A 14,149-nucleotide genomic window follows, 5' to 3' on the forward strand; every position below is an offset into this window, starting at 1 on the left:
GTCCCCGCCGCCGACGTTCCGACCTGGGATCTGGAGGCCGACGTGGTGATCGCCGGGTACGGCATCGCGGGCGTCTGCGCGGCGATCGAGGCGGCCCGCGCCGGCGCCGACGTCCTCGTCCTCGACCGCACCGGCGGCTGGGGCGGCGCGGCCGCCCTGTCCGGCGGGTGGATCTACCTCGGCGGCGGCACCCCGCTGCAGCGCGCACTCGGCTTCGAAGACAGCGCCGAGAACATGGAGACCTTCCTGACCGCCGCGCTCGGGCCCGGCGTCGACGGGGCGAAGATCCACGCCTACGCCCACGGCAGCACCGAGCACTACGACTGGCTGACCGGCTGCGGCGTGGTCTTCAAGGAGAAGTTCTGGGGCGAGCCGGGCTGGGAGGTGCCGCATGACGAGGGCCTCGGATACTCCGGCGGCGAGAACGCCGCGCCCTTCAACGCCGTCGCGGCGCCCGCGCCGCGCGGGCACGTCCCGCAGATGACCGACAAGCGGACCGGCGTGCGCGGGGCCGGATACATGCTGATGAAGCCGCTGGTCGAGACGGCCGAAGCGCTCGGGGTGCGCGCCGAGTACGACGTCCGCGCGCAGACCCTGGTGACCGGCCCCGAGGGCCGGGTCGAGGGCTTTCGCGCGCGCCGGTTCGGCTCGGACCTGTACGTCCGGGCCCGACGGGGCGTCGTCCTCGCCACCGGCAGCTTCGCCTACAACGCGGAGATGATCGAGACCTACGCGCCGCGGCTGATCGGGCGCCCGGCAGCGGCGATCGAGGAGCACGACGGGGCCGGGATCCTGATGGCGCAGGCCGCGGGCGCCGCGCTGGCCCACATGGACGCGACCGAGGTCGCCTTCTTCGGCGACCCCCAGATGATGGCCCGCGGGATCCTCGTCAACGGCCACGGCCAGCGGTTCATCGCCGAGGACACCTACGGCGGCCGGATCGGCCAGGCCGTACTGATCCAGCAGGACAACGCGGCGTACCTGGTCATGGACATGGACGCGCACGAGGAGGCACTCGCCACCGAGACCTCGACGCCCTACTTCAGGCAGCCGCCGACCTGGGCCGCCGAGACGGTCGCGGAGCTCGAATCCGACATGGGCCTGCCCGCCGGCGCGCTGACAGGCACCGTCGACACGTACAACCGGCACGCGGAGAACGGCACCGATCCCCTCCTGCACAAGAAGGAGCAGTGGGTGCGGCCGCTCGCCGGGCCCGTGGCCGCCTGGGACATGCGCGGCTTCACCGCCGGATTCACCCTGGGCGGGTTGCGCACGGACGTCGAGGCGCGGGTGCTGCACGTCGACGGTGCGCCGATCCCCGGCCTGTTCGCGGCCGGGCGGTGCACGTCGGGGGTGTGCGCGGGCGGGTACGCCAGCGGGACCAGCCTCGGCGACGGGAGCTTCTTCGGTCGTCGCGCGGGCATCGCCGCCGCAACCGGATAGCGGTTCGATTTGCAGTGACGGTTCACTCCGTGCCACCTTCGACCTGGGGATTGTCGAAGTCGCAAACATCGCGACGGATTCACCTCGGCGCAGGATCGACGCGGCATCGAATTCCTTGTGCGACAACCACACCGGCTCGCATCCCGACCTCCCGCAAAAGGCCGAGGACTGCGAAGATGGAGCGATGACTGCGACAGCGTCCGCCGCACCCTCGACCGTCCGGGACCGGTACACGGCATGACCCACCGGGTGAACACATCGGGCTCCGCACGCCTCGGCGGCTTCACCGGGCGGGTGCTCGCGATCGCGGCCGCGACAGCGCTCTGCGTCGCGGCGATCGCGGTCAGCGTGAGCATGTGCAGCGGCCCGTCGACCGACCCGCGACCCGTCGTGGCACCGTCGGGCTCGCTCCCGTCGACCGAGGCCGTGCCGAGCGTCTCCCCGTCGTCCACGACACCGTCGAGCCCTGCTCGCGCGAGCACGACCGCGCCGTCGGCGCCGAGCCCCACTCCTCCGTCGACGACCGTCGCACCGCCGCCCGAGCCGGTCACCACCACCCCCGCGCCCGTGCGGACCGCGCCGCGCGTCACCACGCCGGCCCCGACGCCGCGATGCACGCCGCAGCCCAAGTGGGTCTTCCGTCCCAGTACCGGGACCTACGAGCGGATCACCATCCCCTGCTGATCGCCTGACGATCGACCTCCTCGGCGGCGGCGCCGCGTGGCGCCGCGGCCCGATCACCGCTGAACCCTGGCGAGTGAAACGTGTTCTAGTCTATGCTGCAGTTGTAGCGCGTACCTGCTGCCCATCGGCGCAGGTGAGGCTAGAGAACTTGTTTCATCAGCGAGGAGAGTCGATGACGGCGGAGACCACCGAATACGACGTGATCGTGGTGGGGAGCGGCGCGGCGGGCATGACCGCCGCGCTCAAGGCTGCGGACAGCGGGCTCAGCGTGCTGGTCGTGGAGAAGGCGGCGCACTACGGCGGGTCCACCGCCCGGTCCGGCGGCGGCGTCTGGGTGCCCGGCAACGAGTCGCTGGTGAAGGCGGGGATCAAGGACACCCCCGACGAGGCGCGCAAGTACCTGCACGCCATCATCGGCGACGTGGTGCCGGCCGAGCGGATCGACACCTACATCGACCGCGGCCCCGAGGTCATCTCGATGGTGCACCGCATGAGCCCGCTGGAGCTCACCTGGGTGCCGGGCTACTCCGACTACTACCCGGAGGCGCCGGGCGGCCGGGCGCACGGCCGCTCCTGCGAGCCGAAGCCCTTCGACGGCAAGCAGCTCGGCGACGAGCTGAAGAACCTCGAGCCCGATTACACCAAGGCCCCCATGAACCTGGTGGTCACGCAGGCCGATTTCAAGTGGCTCAACCTGATCATGCGCCACCCCAAGGGGCCGCTGCGCGCGCTCCGGGTGGCCGGTCGCTACTACGGCGCCCGGGTTCGCGGCAAGCACCTGCTCGGCCGCGGCCAGGCGCTGATCGCCGCGCTGCGCGTCGGCCTGCAGCGCGCGAACGTGCCGCTGTGGCTCAACACGTCCCTCGTCGGGCTCACCGAGGAGGACGGCCGGGTCACCGGCGTCACCGTCGACCGCGACGGCACGCAGGTGCACCTCACCGCCCGGCGCGGCGTGATCCTGGCCGCCGGCGGCTTCGAGTCCAGCGCGGAGATGCGCGCGCAGTACCAGCGCGCCCCCATCGGCACCGAGTGGACCAACGGCGTCCCCGCCAACACCGGCGACGCGATCCGCGCGGGAGCGGCGGTGGGCGGCGCCCTCGAGTTCATGGATGACGCCTGGTGGGGCCCGTCCATCCAGCTACCGAAGATGGCCTGGTTCGCCCTGTCCGAGCGCTCGCTGCCGGGCAGCGTCATGGTGAACACCGCGGGCGAGCGCTTCGTCAACGAGTCCGCGCCCTACGTCGAGGCCGTGCACGCGATGTACGGCGGCCGGTACGGCCAGGGCGAGGGCCCCGGCGAGAACGTGCCGTGCTGGCTCGTCTTCGACCAGCGCTACCGCAACCGGTACATGTTCGCCGGCCAGCCGCCGCGCCAGCCGCTGCCCAAGCGCTGGTACGAGTCCGGCAACATGGTCCGCGCGAACAGCCTGGCCGAACTGGCCGAGAAGATGGACGTCCCGGCGGCGGCGCTGACCGCCACCGTCGACAAGTTCAACGGCTTCGCCCGCGCCGGGCGCGACGAGGACTTCCACCGCGGCGAGAGCGCCTACGACCACTACTACGGCGATCCGCGGAACAAGCCGAACCCCAGTCTCGCCGAATTGAGCACCGGTCCGTTCTACGCTGCACGCATGGTCCCCGGTGATCTCGGTACGAAGGGCGGCCTGCGCACCGACGTCGCGGGCCGGGTCCAGCGCACCGACGGCACCGTCATCGACGGCCTGTACGCCTCGGGCAACACCAGCTCGCCCGTCATGGGCCACACCTACGCGGGCCCCGGCGCCACCATCGGCCCTGCCATGGTCTTCGCCTACCTCGCGGTCGAGGACATGGCCGGTAAGGAATCAGCCCCCGCGGCGGCAGCCCCCGCCCGCGCGGAAGAGGAGATCGCATGAGCAGCACCAACACCGAGGCGGCAGCCCGCCTCATCGACAGCGGCACCGCGCCCACCCGGTACGCCCGCGGCTGGCACTGCATCGGCCTGCTGAAGGACTTCGCCGACGGGAAGCCCCACTCCGTCGAGGCCTTCGGCACCAAGCTCGTCGTCTTCGCCGGCGAGGACGGCAAGGTCAACGTGCTCGACGGCTACTGCCGGCACATGGGCGGCGACCTCACGCAGGGCACCGTCAAGGGCAACGAGATCGCCTGCCCGTTCCACGACTGGCGCTGGGGCGGCGACGGCAAGTGCAAGGCCATCCCCTACGCCAAGCGCGTGCCGCTGCGGGCCCGGACCCGCACCTGGCCCACCATGATCGAGAACGATCAGCTCTTCATCTGGCACGACGTGGAGAACTCGAAGCCGCCTGCGGAACTGGACATCCCGAAGATCGACGGCGACGTCGACGGGCCCGAGTGGTCGAACTGGGTGTGGAACGAGATCATCATCGAGGGCAGCAACTGCCGCGAGATCGTCGACAACGTGGTCGACATGCCGCACTTCTTCTACATCCACTACGGCCTGCCCACGTACTTCAAGAACGTCTTCGACGGGCACATCGCCTCGCAGTACCTGGACACCAAGGGCCGCAACGACGTCACCGACATCGGGCTCTCCGGCGGAGACGACGTGCTGCTCAAGTCCGAGGCGCACTACTTCGGACCGTCGTACATGATCAACTACCTGCACAACGACTACAAGGGCTTCCAGATCGAGAACATCCTGATCAACTGCCACTACCCGATCGATCAGCACTCGTTCAAGCTGATGTACGGCGTGAAGGTCAAGAAGCTGCCCGGTTTCGACGACGAGAAGTCCGACTACCTGGCCGGCAAGTTCGCCAAGAACGTGGGCCTGGGCTTCCTGCAGGACGTGGAGATCTGGAAGAACAAGACCCGCATCGACAACCCGCTCCTGTGCGAGGAGGACGGCCCCGTCTACCAGCTGCGCCGGTGGTACGAGCAGTTCTACGTCGACGCCGCCGAGGTCTCCGAGGACATGACCCAGCGCTTCGAGTTCGAGATCGACACCACCCACGCCGTCGAGGCGTGGGAGGCCGAGGTCGCGCAGAACATCGCGCGGCAGGAGTCCGAGAAGGCCGCCGCGGACGCGTCCGGGGCAGGAGCCTGATCCCATGTCCCCCACGGTGACGATGTTCGGCGAGCCGGTCGTACTGCCGTCGACGGTGTCCGATCGGGAGGGCTTCCTCACCGACGGTTTCACCCCGCTGAACTGCGGCACCTGCGGCGTCGCGGTGCAGGTCCGCAAGAACAGCCGGGAGCACACGTCGATCCAGTGGTGCGGTTCCGCGCGCGAGTGCGCGGTCTTCGCCACGGACGGGGCCGGGTCCGCGCTGCGGGCCACCTGCCCGCGCCTGATGGAATCGATCACGCGCGCCGCGAAACTCGGCGAGGTACCCGTGCCGACGGAGACGGATCCGCCGGACACCGACGAGGAGATGACGAAGAAGTGAGCATCCACCGACTACTCGTCGCCAAGGTGGTCTCGGAGACGCACGACGCGCACTCCATCGAGTTCGAGGTGCCCGCCGACCTGGCGGATGAGTTCACCTACAAGCCGGGCCAGTTCCTGACGTTGCGCGTGCCGAGCGACGAGACCGGCTCGGTGGCGCGCTGCTACTCCCTGTGCAGCGCGCCCCACGACGGCGGCCCGCTGCGGGTCGCCGTCAAGCGCACCGCCGACGGGTACGCATCGAACTGGCTGTGCGACAACGCCACCCCCGGCATGGAGATCGACGTGCTGGTGCCCGCGGGCATCTTCACGCCGAAGTCCGTCGACGTGGACATGCTGCTCTTCGCCGGCGGCAGCGGCGTCACGCCCATCCTGTCGATCCTGCGGTCGGTGCTGGAGACCGGGACCGGATCCGTCGCACTGATCTACGCGAACCGCGATGCGCAGTCGGTGATCTTCGCCTCCGCGCTCGCCGAACTGACCCGGACGTACCCGGAGCGGCTCGTCGTGGTGCACTGGCTCGAATCCGTACAGGGCCTGCCCAGCGCCGCGAACCTCGCCACGCTCGCCGCGCCATACGCCTCCCGCGAGGTCTTCGTCTGCGGTCCGGGCCCGTTCATGGACGCGGTCTCCGAGGCCATGACCTCGCTGGGCAAGGGCCGCCGCGAGGTGCACATCGAGAAGTTCCGCTCCCTGCCGCGCAATCCCTTCGAGGTGGAGGCCGCGCAGGAGGAGGCGGAGGAGAAGGCCGCGATCGCCGAGGCGGAGGATCTGCCCGCCGACGACGCACCGGCGACCGCGGACGACGGCGGCACCGTCACCGTCGAACTCGACGGGACGACCACCGAGCTCGCCTGGCCCGCCGAGAAGAAGCTGCTGGACGTGATGCTCGAGGCGGGCCTCGACGCGCCGTACTCGTGCCGCGAGGGCGCGTGCAGCGCCTGCGCCTGCCGCATCGTCGAGGGGAACGTGGAGCTCGCCCACAACGAGGTGCTCGACCAGGAGGACCTCGACGACGGGCTCATCCTGGCCTGCCAGTCGATGCGCCGCACCCCGTCCGTGCACATCACCTACGAATAGTCCGTCCCCGACGGACCCACTGCTGAGGGAGTCCCATGCCCATCGACCCGTCGGTCGCGATCGGTGCCGAGCTCGGCACCGCCGAGTTCTCCTGGAGCACCTCCGACGTGCTGCTCTACCAGCTCGCGCTGGGCGCGGGGGCGGACCCGCTCTCCGCCCGCGAGCTGCGCTACGCCACGGAGCAGGACACCGTCGTGCTGCCGACCTTCGCCACCGTGGCGCAGAACTTCCACGCCACCGAGCCGCCGAAGGTCTCGTTCCCCGGCGTCGAGATCGACCTCGCCAAGGTGGTGCACGGCAGTCAGTCGGTCACCGCGCACCGGCCGCTGCCCGCCTCCGGGACCGCTGTGGCCCGCACCAGGATCAGCGACGTGCACGACAAGGGCAAAGCCGCGGTCATCTGGCAGGAGACCGAGGTCGTCGACGGGGCCGGAGAGCCGCTGTGGACCGCGCGGTCGTCGATCTTCGCCCGCGGCGAGGGCGGTTTCGGCGGGGAACGCGGGCCGTCGGAGAGGATCGAGCTGCCCGAGCGGGACGCCGATGTGACGGTGGACGTGGCGACGCTGCCGCAGCAGGCCCTGCTCTACCGGCTGTGCGGCGACCGGAACCCCCTGCACTCGGATCCCGCGTTCGCGAAGGGCGCCGGCTTCGACGCGCCGATCCTGCACGGGCTGTGCACCTACGGGATCGTGGCCAAGGCCGTGACCGATGCGGTGGTGGACGGGGACGCCTCCGCGGTGGGCTCCTGGTCGGCGAAGTTCGCGGGGATCATGCTGCCGGGCGAGACGCTGCGCGTGCGGATCTGGCGCGACGGCGACCGTCACCTGGTGACCGCGGAGTCGGTGGAACGCGCCGCCCCGGTACTCGCGGACGCGGTGTTCACCGCGCGCTGAGCCGGCTGTAGCGCGCCAACACAGCGCTCCCGACGCGCACCTACCCTATTGGATGGGGCGCTGTTGAGGAGCCATGCGCGCGACGCATACCTGATGCGCTTCTCGCACACCCCGACGGTCGTCGCGGAGTAACCGGCCTTCGGGGCGCGACGGGCTCGGCGCCGTCGGTCACCCGCCCCCACCGCCATGCCGGACCGCAGTCCACCGATCGGTTCGTGCTGTTCATAGCGTTGCAACGCTATGACGAGATGGAAATGGTAGCGGGAGGGCCGGATTCAGGAGTTCGACGATGCGTGGCGGCGGCATCACGATCACCACCAGCGAGATGATGGCGGCACCACGGCATCATGACTGCTCCATCCCGTGCCAAGACCCGGCTCCGTGAATCCACGGCTGAGGTGTTCAGACGGGGCGGGCGGTGGCCATGGCGCGGTCGACCTCCCAGAAGGCGCGCAGCGCCACGATCTTCCCCGCGTCGTCGACCTTGTAGGTGAACACGCCCTCGGCGTCGATGACGTGCCCGCCGATGACCGTGCGGATGAGGCCGGTGAAGGCCACCTCGTTGCCGCACGCGAAGCCGTCGCCGAAGAGGAACTCCAGCGACTCCGCCACGCCGATGGTCTTGTCGTAGAACGCCGCGATCTCCTCGCGGCCGTGGTGCCCCTTGCCCTCGGGGTCGAAGCCGGAGGGGCCGACGGGGTCCTCGACCACGCCGTCGGCGGCGAACAGGTCGAGCCACTCCTCCTTGCGGCGGCCGCTCGCCGCCGCCTGCGAAGCGCGGCCGGCCAGGACTGCGGGGTGATCGTCCTTCATGAGCCCTCCTAGAACTTGCTGATGACGGAATCGGCGTAGCGGCGCAGGTGGTCGATCTTGGGCTGCAGCGGCTCGGTGTCAGGGCCGAGCTGGTAGGGCAGCCGGAAGCCGACGATCACGTCGGTGACGCCCTTGTCCTCGAGTCGCTTGATGCCGTCCACGGTGTAGGCGTCCAGCGAGATCACGTGGATCTCGAACTCCTTCTTGTCGTGCTCGGCGCGCAGTTCGTCGATCCGCGCGAGCATCCGGTCGAGCTCCTCGCCGTCGCCGCCGGCGTGCATCCAGCCGTCGCACAGCCGCACCGCGCGGCGCAGCGCCGCGTCCGCGTGGCCGCCGACCAGGATGGGTAGCGGCTCCGTGGGCACGGGGGAGATCTTGATCGACGGGATGTCGAAGAACTCGCCGTGGTACTCGAAGTACTCACCCGTCGACAGGCCCTTGATGATCTCGATGCACTCGTCCATCCGCTTGCCGCGGCGCGCGAAGGGCACGCCCATGATCTCGAAGTCCTCGGGCCACGGGCTGATGCCCACCCCGAGCGAGAAGCGGTTCCCGCTCAGGGAGGCCAGCGACGCCGCCTGCTTCGCGACCAGCACCGGCGGGCGGATCGGCAGCTTCAACACGAACGGGGTGAAGCGGAGGGTCTTCGTGGACGCGGCGAGGGCCGACGCCAGCACGAAGGTCTCGACGAACTCCTTGCCGTCGAGGAACTCCCGGCTGCCGTCGGGGGTGTACGGGTACGTCGAGTCCGAGACCTCGGGATACGCGATGCTGTCGGCGACGCACATGCTGTGGTAGCCGGCCTCCTCCGCCGCCTGCGCGAGCGGGACGTAGTACGACGGATCCGTCATCGCCTCGGCGTACGTGAATCGCATGGTCACCCTTTCGTCGAACTGCTTGCGAGCGTTCACTCCACTTGCTAAAAATAGAACACGTTTCACCGTTTGTACGCGGTATCGAGATCAGGAGTGCGCGTGGACTTCCGTCCGGACGAGAACCAGGTGGCCGTCGCCGGCCTCGCGGCCGACGTGCTGGGGCACGCCGCCGCGCGCGAGAGCGGAGGCGCCGAGACCGGGGACGCCTGGCGCGCGACATGGGCGGACCTCGCCCGGGCCGATCTCCTCGGCCTCCCCGCCCCCGAGAGCCTCGGCGGCGCCGGGCTCGGCGCCGAGGAGGTGGCAGCCGTGCTCACCGAGGCCGGCCGGCTCGCAGTCGCCGCCCCGCTGCTCCCCGCCCTCGCGCTGGGCATCCTGCCCGTCGCGACCCACGGCACCGTCGAGCAGCGCGAGCGGCTCCTGCCCGCCGCCCTGACCGGCGACGAGCTGATCGTGGGCGCGCTGGGCGAGGCCGGGGCCGCCGTGCCGTCCGCACCGTCCACGCGCGCCGTGCGCACCGCGAGCGGCTGGGCGCTGACCGGCCGCAAGGTGGCCGTCGGGTATGCGCAGCACGCCGCGCACCTCCTGGTCAGCGCCGCCACCGACGACGGCGCCGCAGTCTTCGTCGTGCCCGCGTCCGCGCCCGGCGTCACCGTCTCCCCCAGCCCCACGTCCGCCGGGACGCCGGAGGGCACCGTCGACCTCGCCGGCGTCGAGGTGCCGACCGAGGCCGTACTGGGCGGTTCCACCGACGGAACCGTCGCGCAGGCCGTGCGCGAGTGCGGGCTGGCCGGCGCGGCCGCCGTCGCCGACGGTGCGCTCGCCGGAGCCCTCGCGCTCACCGTCGACCACCTGCGCAAGCGCGAGCAGTTCGGGCGCCCGCTAGGGGCCTTCCAGGCCGTGGCGCAGCAGATCGCCGACGTCTACATCGCCTCCCGCACGCTGCACCTGGCCGCGGTCTCAGCCGCCTGGCGGATCGGCACCGGCTCGCCGGCCGAGGAAGCCACCGCGCTCGCGGCGCACTGGCTGGCCGCGGAGGCACCGTCGGCCGTGCGGACCTGCCACCATCTGCACGGCGGTATCGGCGTGGACGCGACCTACCCGCTGCATCGGTTCTACTCGGCGATCAAGGACCTCACCCGGTTCGTGGGCGGCGTCCCGCAGACCGTACGGGCGCTGGCGACCGCGCACCGCGACGACGCGACCAGCGCGGACGAATCGGGCCGGTTCCTCGCCCTCACCACCGCACAGCGCGCCCTGCAGGCCGAGCTGCGTGACTACTTCTCGACCCTGATGACGCCGGAGGAGCGCACCGCGATGCTGGTGCAGCGGCACGGCGACGTCTTCCGGGACGTGGTGCTGCGCATGGGCCGCGACGACCGGCTGGGCGTCGGCTGGCCCACCGAGTTCGGCGGCAAGGGCTTCGGGCCGATCGAGCAGTACCTCTTCGTCAACGAGGCCTCCCGCGCCGACGTGCAGCTGCCCTCGGTGACGCTGCAGACCGTCGGGCCGACGCTGCAGGCCTTCGGCACCGAGGAGCAGAAGGCGAAGTTCCTGCCGAAGATCCTCTCGGGCGAGGTGCATTTCGCGATCGGGTACACCGAACCGGAGGCGGGCACCGACCTGGCGTCGCTGCGCACCACCGCGGTCCGCGACGGCGACCACTACGTGGTCAACGGGCAGAAGATCTTCACCACCGGCGGCCACGACGCCGACTACGTGTGGATGGCCGTCCGCACCGATCCCGATGCGCCCAAGCACAAGGGCATCTCGATCCTCATCCTGGACACGAAGGACCCCGGCTACAGCTGGACGCCGATCATCACGGCCGACGGCGCGCACCACGTGAACGCCACCTACTACAACGACGTCCGCGTCCCGGTGGACATGCTCGTCGGGGTGGAGAACGAGGGCTGGAAGCTCATCACCACCCAGCTCAACCACGAGCGGGTCATGCTCGGCCCGTCGGGCCGGATCGGCGCGCTCTACGACCGGGTCGACGCCTGGGCCCACGAACAGGAGCTGTTGGGCGTGCCCGACGTCGCGGAGGCGCTCGCCCGCGTGCGCGCCGCGGAGCTCATCAACGAGCTGCTCAACTGGCAGGTCGCCGCCGCGGAGGCCGGCGGCCCCGTCGACGTCGCGGACGCGTCCGCCACCAAGGTCTTCGGATCCGACCGGATCCAGGGCCTCACCGCGCTGCTCGAGGAGACGGTCGGGACGCACGGCGACCCGGCCGAGCCGGCCACGGCGGAGCTGCTGCACTGGCTCGACGTGCAGGCCAAGCGCCACCTGGTGCTCACCTTCGGCGGCGGCGTCAACGAGATCCAACGTGAACTGATCGCCCTCATGGGCCTGCAGCTGCCGCGGGTGCCCCGATGACCGCGCCCGACACGACGGCGGACACGACCGCGGCCGTGCTCGCCGCGGCGGAGCGGATCCGCGCGCTCGGCGATTCCGCGCCGCGCGCCGGCCGGGATCCCGTGAACCAGCCGATGATCAACAACTGGATCGAGGCGATCGGCGACGCCAACCCGCTGTACTCGGACCCCACGTTCGCGGAGCAGTCGGTGTTCGGCGGGCCCGTGGCACCGCCCGCGATGGCGCAGGTGTGGTCGATGCGCGGGCTGCACGGCACGCGCGCCGGCGACGATCCGCTCGGCCTCATGACCGAGGCGCTCGACGAGCTCGGCTTCACCTCGGTCGTCGCCACCAACTCGGATCAGACCTACCACCGGCACGTGCGCCCGGGCGAGGAGATCACGGCCTCGTCTCGCCTCGAGGACGTGGTGGGCCCCAAGAAGACCGGGCTCGGCGAGGGCTGGTTCTTCACGACCCGGACGCTGTGGCGCGTGGGCGAGGAGGTCGTCGCCGAGATGACCTTCCGGATGCTGAAGTTCCGCCCGCCGTCGGCCGACGCGCCTGACGCCACCGTGCCCGATGCCGGGCCGAGCGGCCGGATCGTGGACGCCTCCGCGTACGCGGGCGGCGTACTGCGGCCCGTGATCTCGCGCGACACCGCCTTCTACTGGGAGGGCGCCAAGGCCGGGGAGCTGCGGATCCAGCGCTGGGGCGACACGCTCCGCCACCCGCCGGGCCCGATGGACCCGGGCGGCGACCTGGGGCTCGTCCCCGACTACGTGGTCTCCCCCGGCACCGGCACCGTCTTCAGCTTCGTGGTGCACCACCACCCCAAGGTCCCCGGCAAGCGCCTGCCCTTCGTGGTGGCGCTCGTGGAACTCGACGAGGGCGTGCGCGTGCTCGGCGAGCTGATCGACGTGGACCCCGCGAGCGTCGAGATCGGCATGCCCGTGCACAGTGTGTTCCTGCGCGTCGACGACGACCTGACCCTGCCCGCCTGGGAGGCACGATGACGTACCCCACCACCGTACGCGCGGACGCGGTCACCGTCGGGACCGCGCTGCCGCCCATGACGATCCACGCGAGCACCACCTTCGTGGCGACCACGGCCATCGCGACCCGCGACTTCCAGGACGTGCACCACGACCGCGACGCGGCGCACGCCCGCGGTAGCAAGGACATCTTCGTCAACATCCTCACCGACAACGGCCTGGTCCAGAAGTACGTGACCGACTGGGCGGGCCCGGAGGCCTTCGTGCGGAACATCTCCATCCGGCTCGGCGCGCCCTGCTACGCCGGCGACACCCTGCACTTCTCCGGCGCGGTCACCGCGGTCGACGGTGCCGCCGTCACCATCGCCGTGACCGCGAAGGACAGTCTGGGCGACCACATCTCGGGCACCGCGACCGTGGTGCTGCCGGCATGAGCGGGCTGAGCGGCAGGGCCGCGATCGCCGGCATCGGCGCCACCGAGTTCTCCAAGGACTCCGGCCGCAGCGAGTTGCGCCTGGCGGTGGAATGCGTGCGGGCGGCGCTCGACGACGCCGGCCTGACGCCGCAGGACGTCGACGGCCTGGTGACCTTCACGATGGACACCAACTCCGAGATCGCCGTGGCGCGCGAGCTGCGGATCCCCGAGCTGAAGTTCTTCAGCCGCATCAACTTCGGCGGGGGCGCCGCGGCCGCGACCGTGCAGCAGGCGGCGATGGCGGTCGCGACCGGCGTCGCCGACGTGGTGGTGGCCTACCGCGCCTTCAACGAGCGGTCGGGACACCGGTTCGGGCAGGTCTCGAACGCCGCCGCGCAACAGGTGAACACGAACGGCATCGACAACGCCTTCCACTACCCCGCCGGGATCGCCACCCCGGCGGCCACCGTCGCGATGGCGGCCCGCCGCTACATGCACGACTTCGGTGCGACGAGCGAGGACTTCGGCCGCGTCGCCGTGCTCGACCGGGCGCGCGCCGCGACCAACCCGAAGGCCTGGTTCTACGGCAAGCCGATCACGCTGGAGGAGCACCAGGCGTCGCGGTTCGTCGCCGAGCCGCTGCACCTGCTGGACTGCTGCCAGGAGTCGGACGGCGGTGTGGCACTGGTGATCACAAGCGCCGAACGCGCCCGCGACCTGAAGCAGACACCCACGGTGATCGCCGCCGCGGCCCAGGGCAGCGGCCCCGATCAGTACGTCATGACCAGCTACTACCGCGACGGGCTCACCGGCCTGCCCGAAATGGGCGTCGTCGGCGGACAGCTGTGGGCGCAGGCGGGGATGGCACCGTCGGACATGGATCTCGCGGTGCTCTACGACCACTTCACCCCCTACGTGCTCATGCAGCTCGAGGAGCTCGGCTTCTGCGGGCGGGGCGAGGCCCCGTCGTTCCTGGCGTCCGGGACCTGCGAACTCGACGGGCCCCTGCCGCTGAATCCGCACGGCGGGCAGCTGGGCGAGGCGTACATCCACGGGATGAACGGCATCGCCGAGGCCGTGCGGCAACTGCGCGGGACGGCGGCCAACCAGGTCGCCGGCGCCGAGCGGGCCGTGGTCACCGCCGGGACCGGGGTTCCGACCAGCGGTTTGGTGCTGAGTAAGGTCTGA

Annotated in this window: 13 protein-coding genes; 11 read left to right on the top strand and 2 right to left on the bottom strand. The window is 70.9% G+C overall.

Annotated elements, in window-relative coordinates; genetic code table 11:
- From ACM9LD_RS06690 to ACM9LD_RS06720, 7 genes are all read left to right on the top strand, one after another.
- A partial coding sequence (locus ACM9LD_RS06690) for an FAD-dependent oxidoreductase (RefSeq protein WP_415675973.1) occupies positions 1-1,443 on the top strand: 1,443 nt, incomplete at its 5' end.
- 237 nt (positions 1,444-1,680) lie between these two features.
- Entirely contained in the window at positions 1,681-2,127 is a 447-nt protein-coding gene (locus tag ACM9LD_RS06695) for a hypothetical protein (RefSeq protein WP_415675974.1), read from the top strand.
- Positions 2,128-2,299: 172 nt separating this feature from the next.
- Positions 2,300-4,021, top strand: coding sequence for a 3-oxosteroid 1-dehydrogenase (gene kstD, locus ACM9LD_RS06700; protein ID WP_415675975.1), 1,722 nt, complete (start codon positions 2,300-2,302; stop codon positions 4,019-4,021).
- Positions 4,018-5,193 (top strand): Rieske 2Fe-2S domain-containing protein, encoded by a 1,176-nt coding sequence (locus ACM9LD_RS06705; RefSeq protein ID WP_415675976.1) that lies wholly within the window; start codon positions 4,018-4,020, stop codon positions 5,191-5,193. The genes kstD and ACM9LD_RS06705 overlap by 4 nt, the downstream gene beginning before the upstream one ends.
- Positions 5,194-5,197: 4 nt before the next feature.
- Positions 5,198-5,536 (top strand): hypothetical protein, encoded by a 339-nt coding sequence (locus ACM9LD_RS06710; RefSeq protein WP_415675977.1) that lies wholly within the window; start codon positions 5,198-5,200, stop codon positions 5,534-5,536.
- Positions 5,533-6,615 (top strand): 2Fe-2S iron-sulfur cluster-binding protein, encoded by a 1,083-nt coding sequence (locus ACM9LD_RS06715; RefSeq protein ID WP_415675978.1) that lies wholly within the window; start codon positions 5,533-5,535, stop codon positions 6,613-6,615. Before ACM9LD_RS06710 ends, ACM9LD_RS06715 begins: the two co-directional genes overlap by 4 nt.
- Positions 6,616-6,650: 35 nt before the next feature.
- On the top strand, positions 6,651-7,508 hold the full coding sequence (locus ACM9LD_RS06720; protein WP_415675979.1) for a MaoC/PaaZ C-terminal domain-containing protein: 858 nt from the start codon (positions 6,651-6,653) through the stop codon (positions 7,506-7,508).
- 402 nt (positions 7,509-7,910) lie between these two features.
- Here the strand turns inward: ACM9LD_RS06720 and ACM9LD_RS06725 are convergent, their stop codons facing one another.
- On the bottom strand, positions 7,911-8,321 hold the full coding sequence (locus tag ACM9LD_RS06725) for a nuclear transport factor 2 family protein (RefSeq protein WP_068741289.1): 411 nt from the start codon (positions 8,319-8,321) through the stop codon (positions 7,911-7,913).
- Positions 8,322-8,329: 8 nt separating this feature from the next.
- Positions 8,330-9,196, bottom strand: coding sequence for a TIGR03619 family F420-dependent LLM class oxidoreductase (locus ACM9LD_RS06730; protein ID WP_415675980.1), 867 nt, complete (start codon positions 9,194-9,196; stop codon positions 8,330-8,332).
- A gap of 99 nt (positions 9,197-9,295) precedes the next feature.
- Here ACM9LD_RS06730 and ACM9LD_RS06735 point away from each other — a divergent pair, with 99 nt between their 5' ends.
- The 4 genes from ACM9LD_RS06735 to ACM9LD_RS06750 are packed head-to-tail and all read left to right on the top strand — an operon-like array spanning position 9,296 to position 14,149.
- Entirely contained in the window at positions 9,296-11,575 is a 2,280-nt protein-coding gene (locus ACM9LD_RS06735; RefSeq protein ID WP_415675981.1) for an acyl-CoA dehydrogenase, read from the top strand.
- A complete protein-coding gene (locus tag ACM9LD_RS06740; protein WP_415675982.1) occupies positions 11,572-12,567 on the top strand; it encodes a bifunctional MaoC family dehydratase N-terminal/OB-fold nucleic acid binding domain-containing protein in 996 nt (331 codons plus the stop codon). The genes ACM9LD_RS06735 and ACM9LD_RS06740 overlap by 4 nt, the downstream gene beginning before the upstream one ends.
- Positions 12,564-12,980, top strand: a complete 417-nt coding sequence (locus tag ACM9LD_RS06745) for a MaoC family dehydratase (protein ID WP_415675983.1) — start codon at positions 12,564-12,566, stop codon at positions 12,978-12,980. The genes ACM9LD_RS06740 and ACM9LD_RS06745 overlap by 4 nt, the downstream gene beginning before the upstream one ends.
- Positions 12,977-14,149: a lipid-transfer protein gene (locus ACM9LD_RS06750; RefSeq protein ID WP_415675984.1), complete on the top strand. Its 1,173-nt coding sequence runs from the start codon at positions 12,977-12,979 to the stop codon at positions 14,147-14,149. The genes ACM9LD_RS06745 and ACM9LD_RS06750 overlap by 4 nt, the downstream gene beginning before the upstream one ends.

The sequence above is a fragment of the Tsukamurella hominis genome, assembly GCF_965137015.1.
GTDB classification, from domain to species: Bacteria; Actinomycetota; Actinomycetes; order Mycobacteriales; family Mycobacteriaceae; genus Tsukamurella; species Tsukamurella hominis.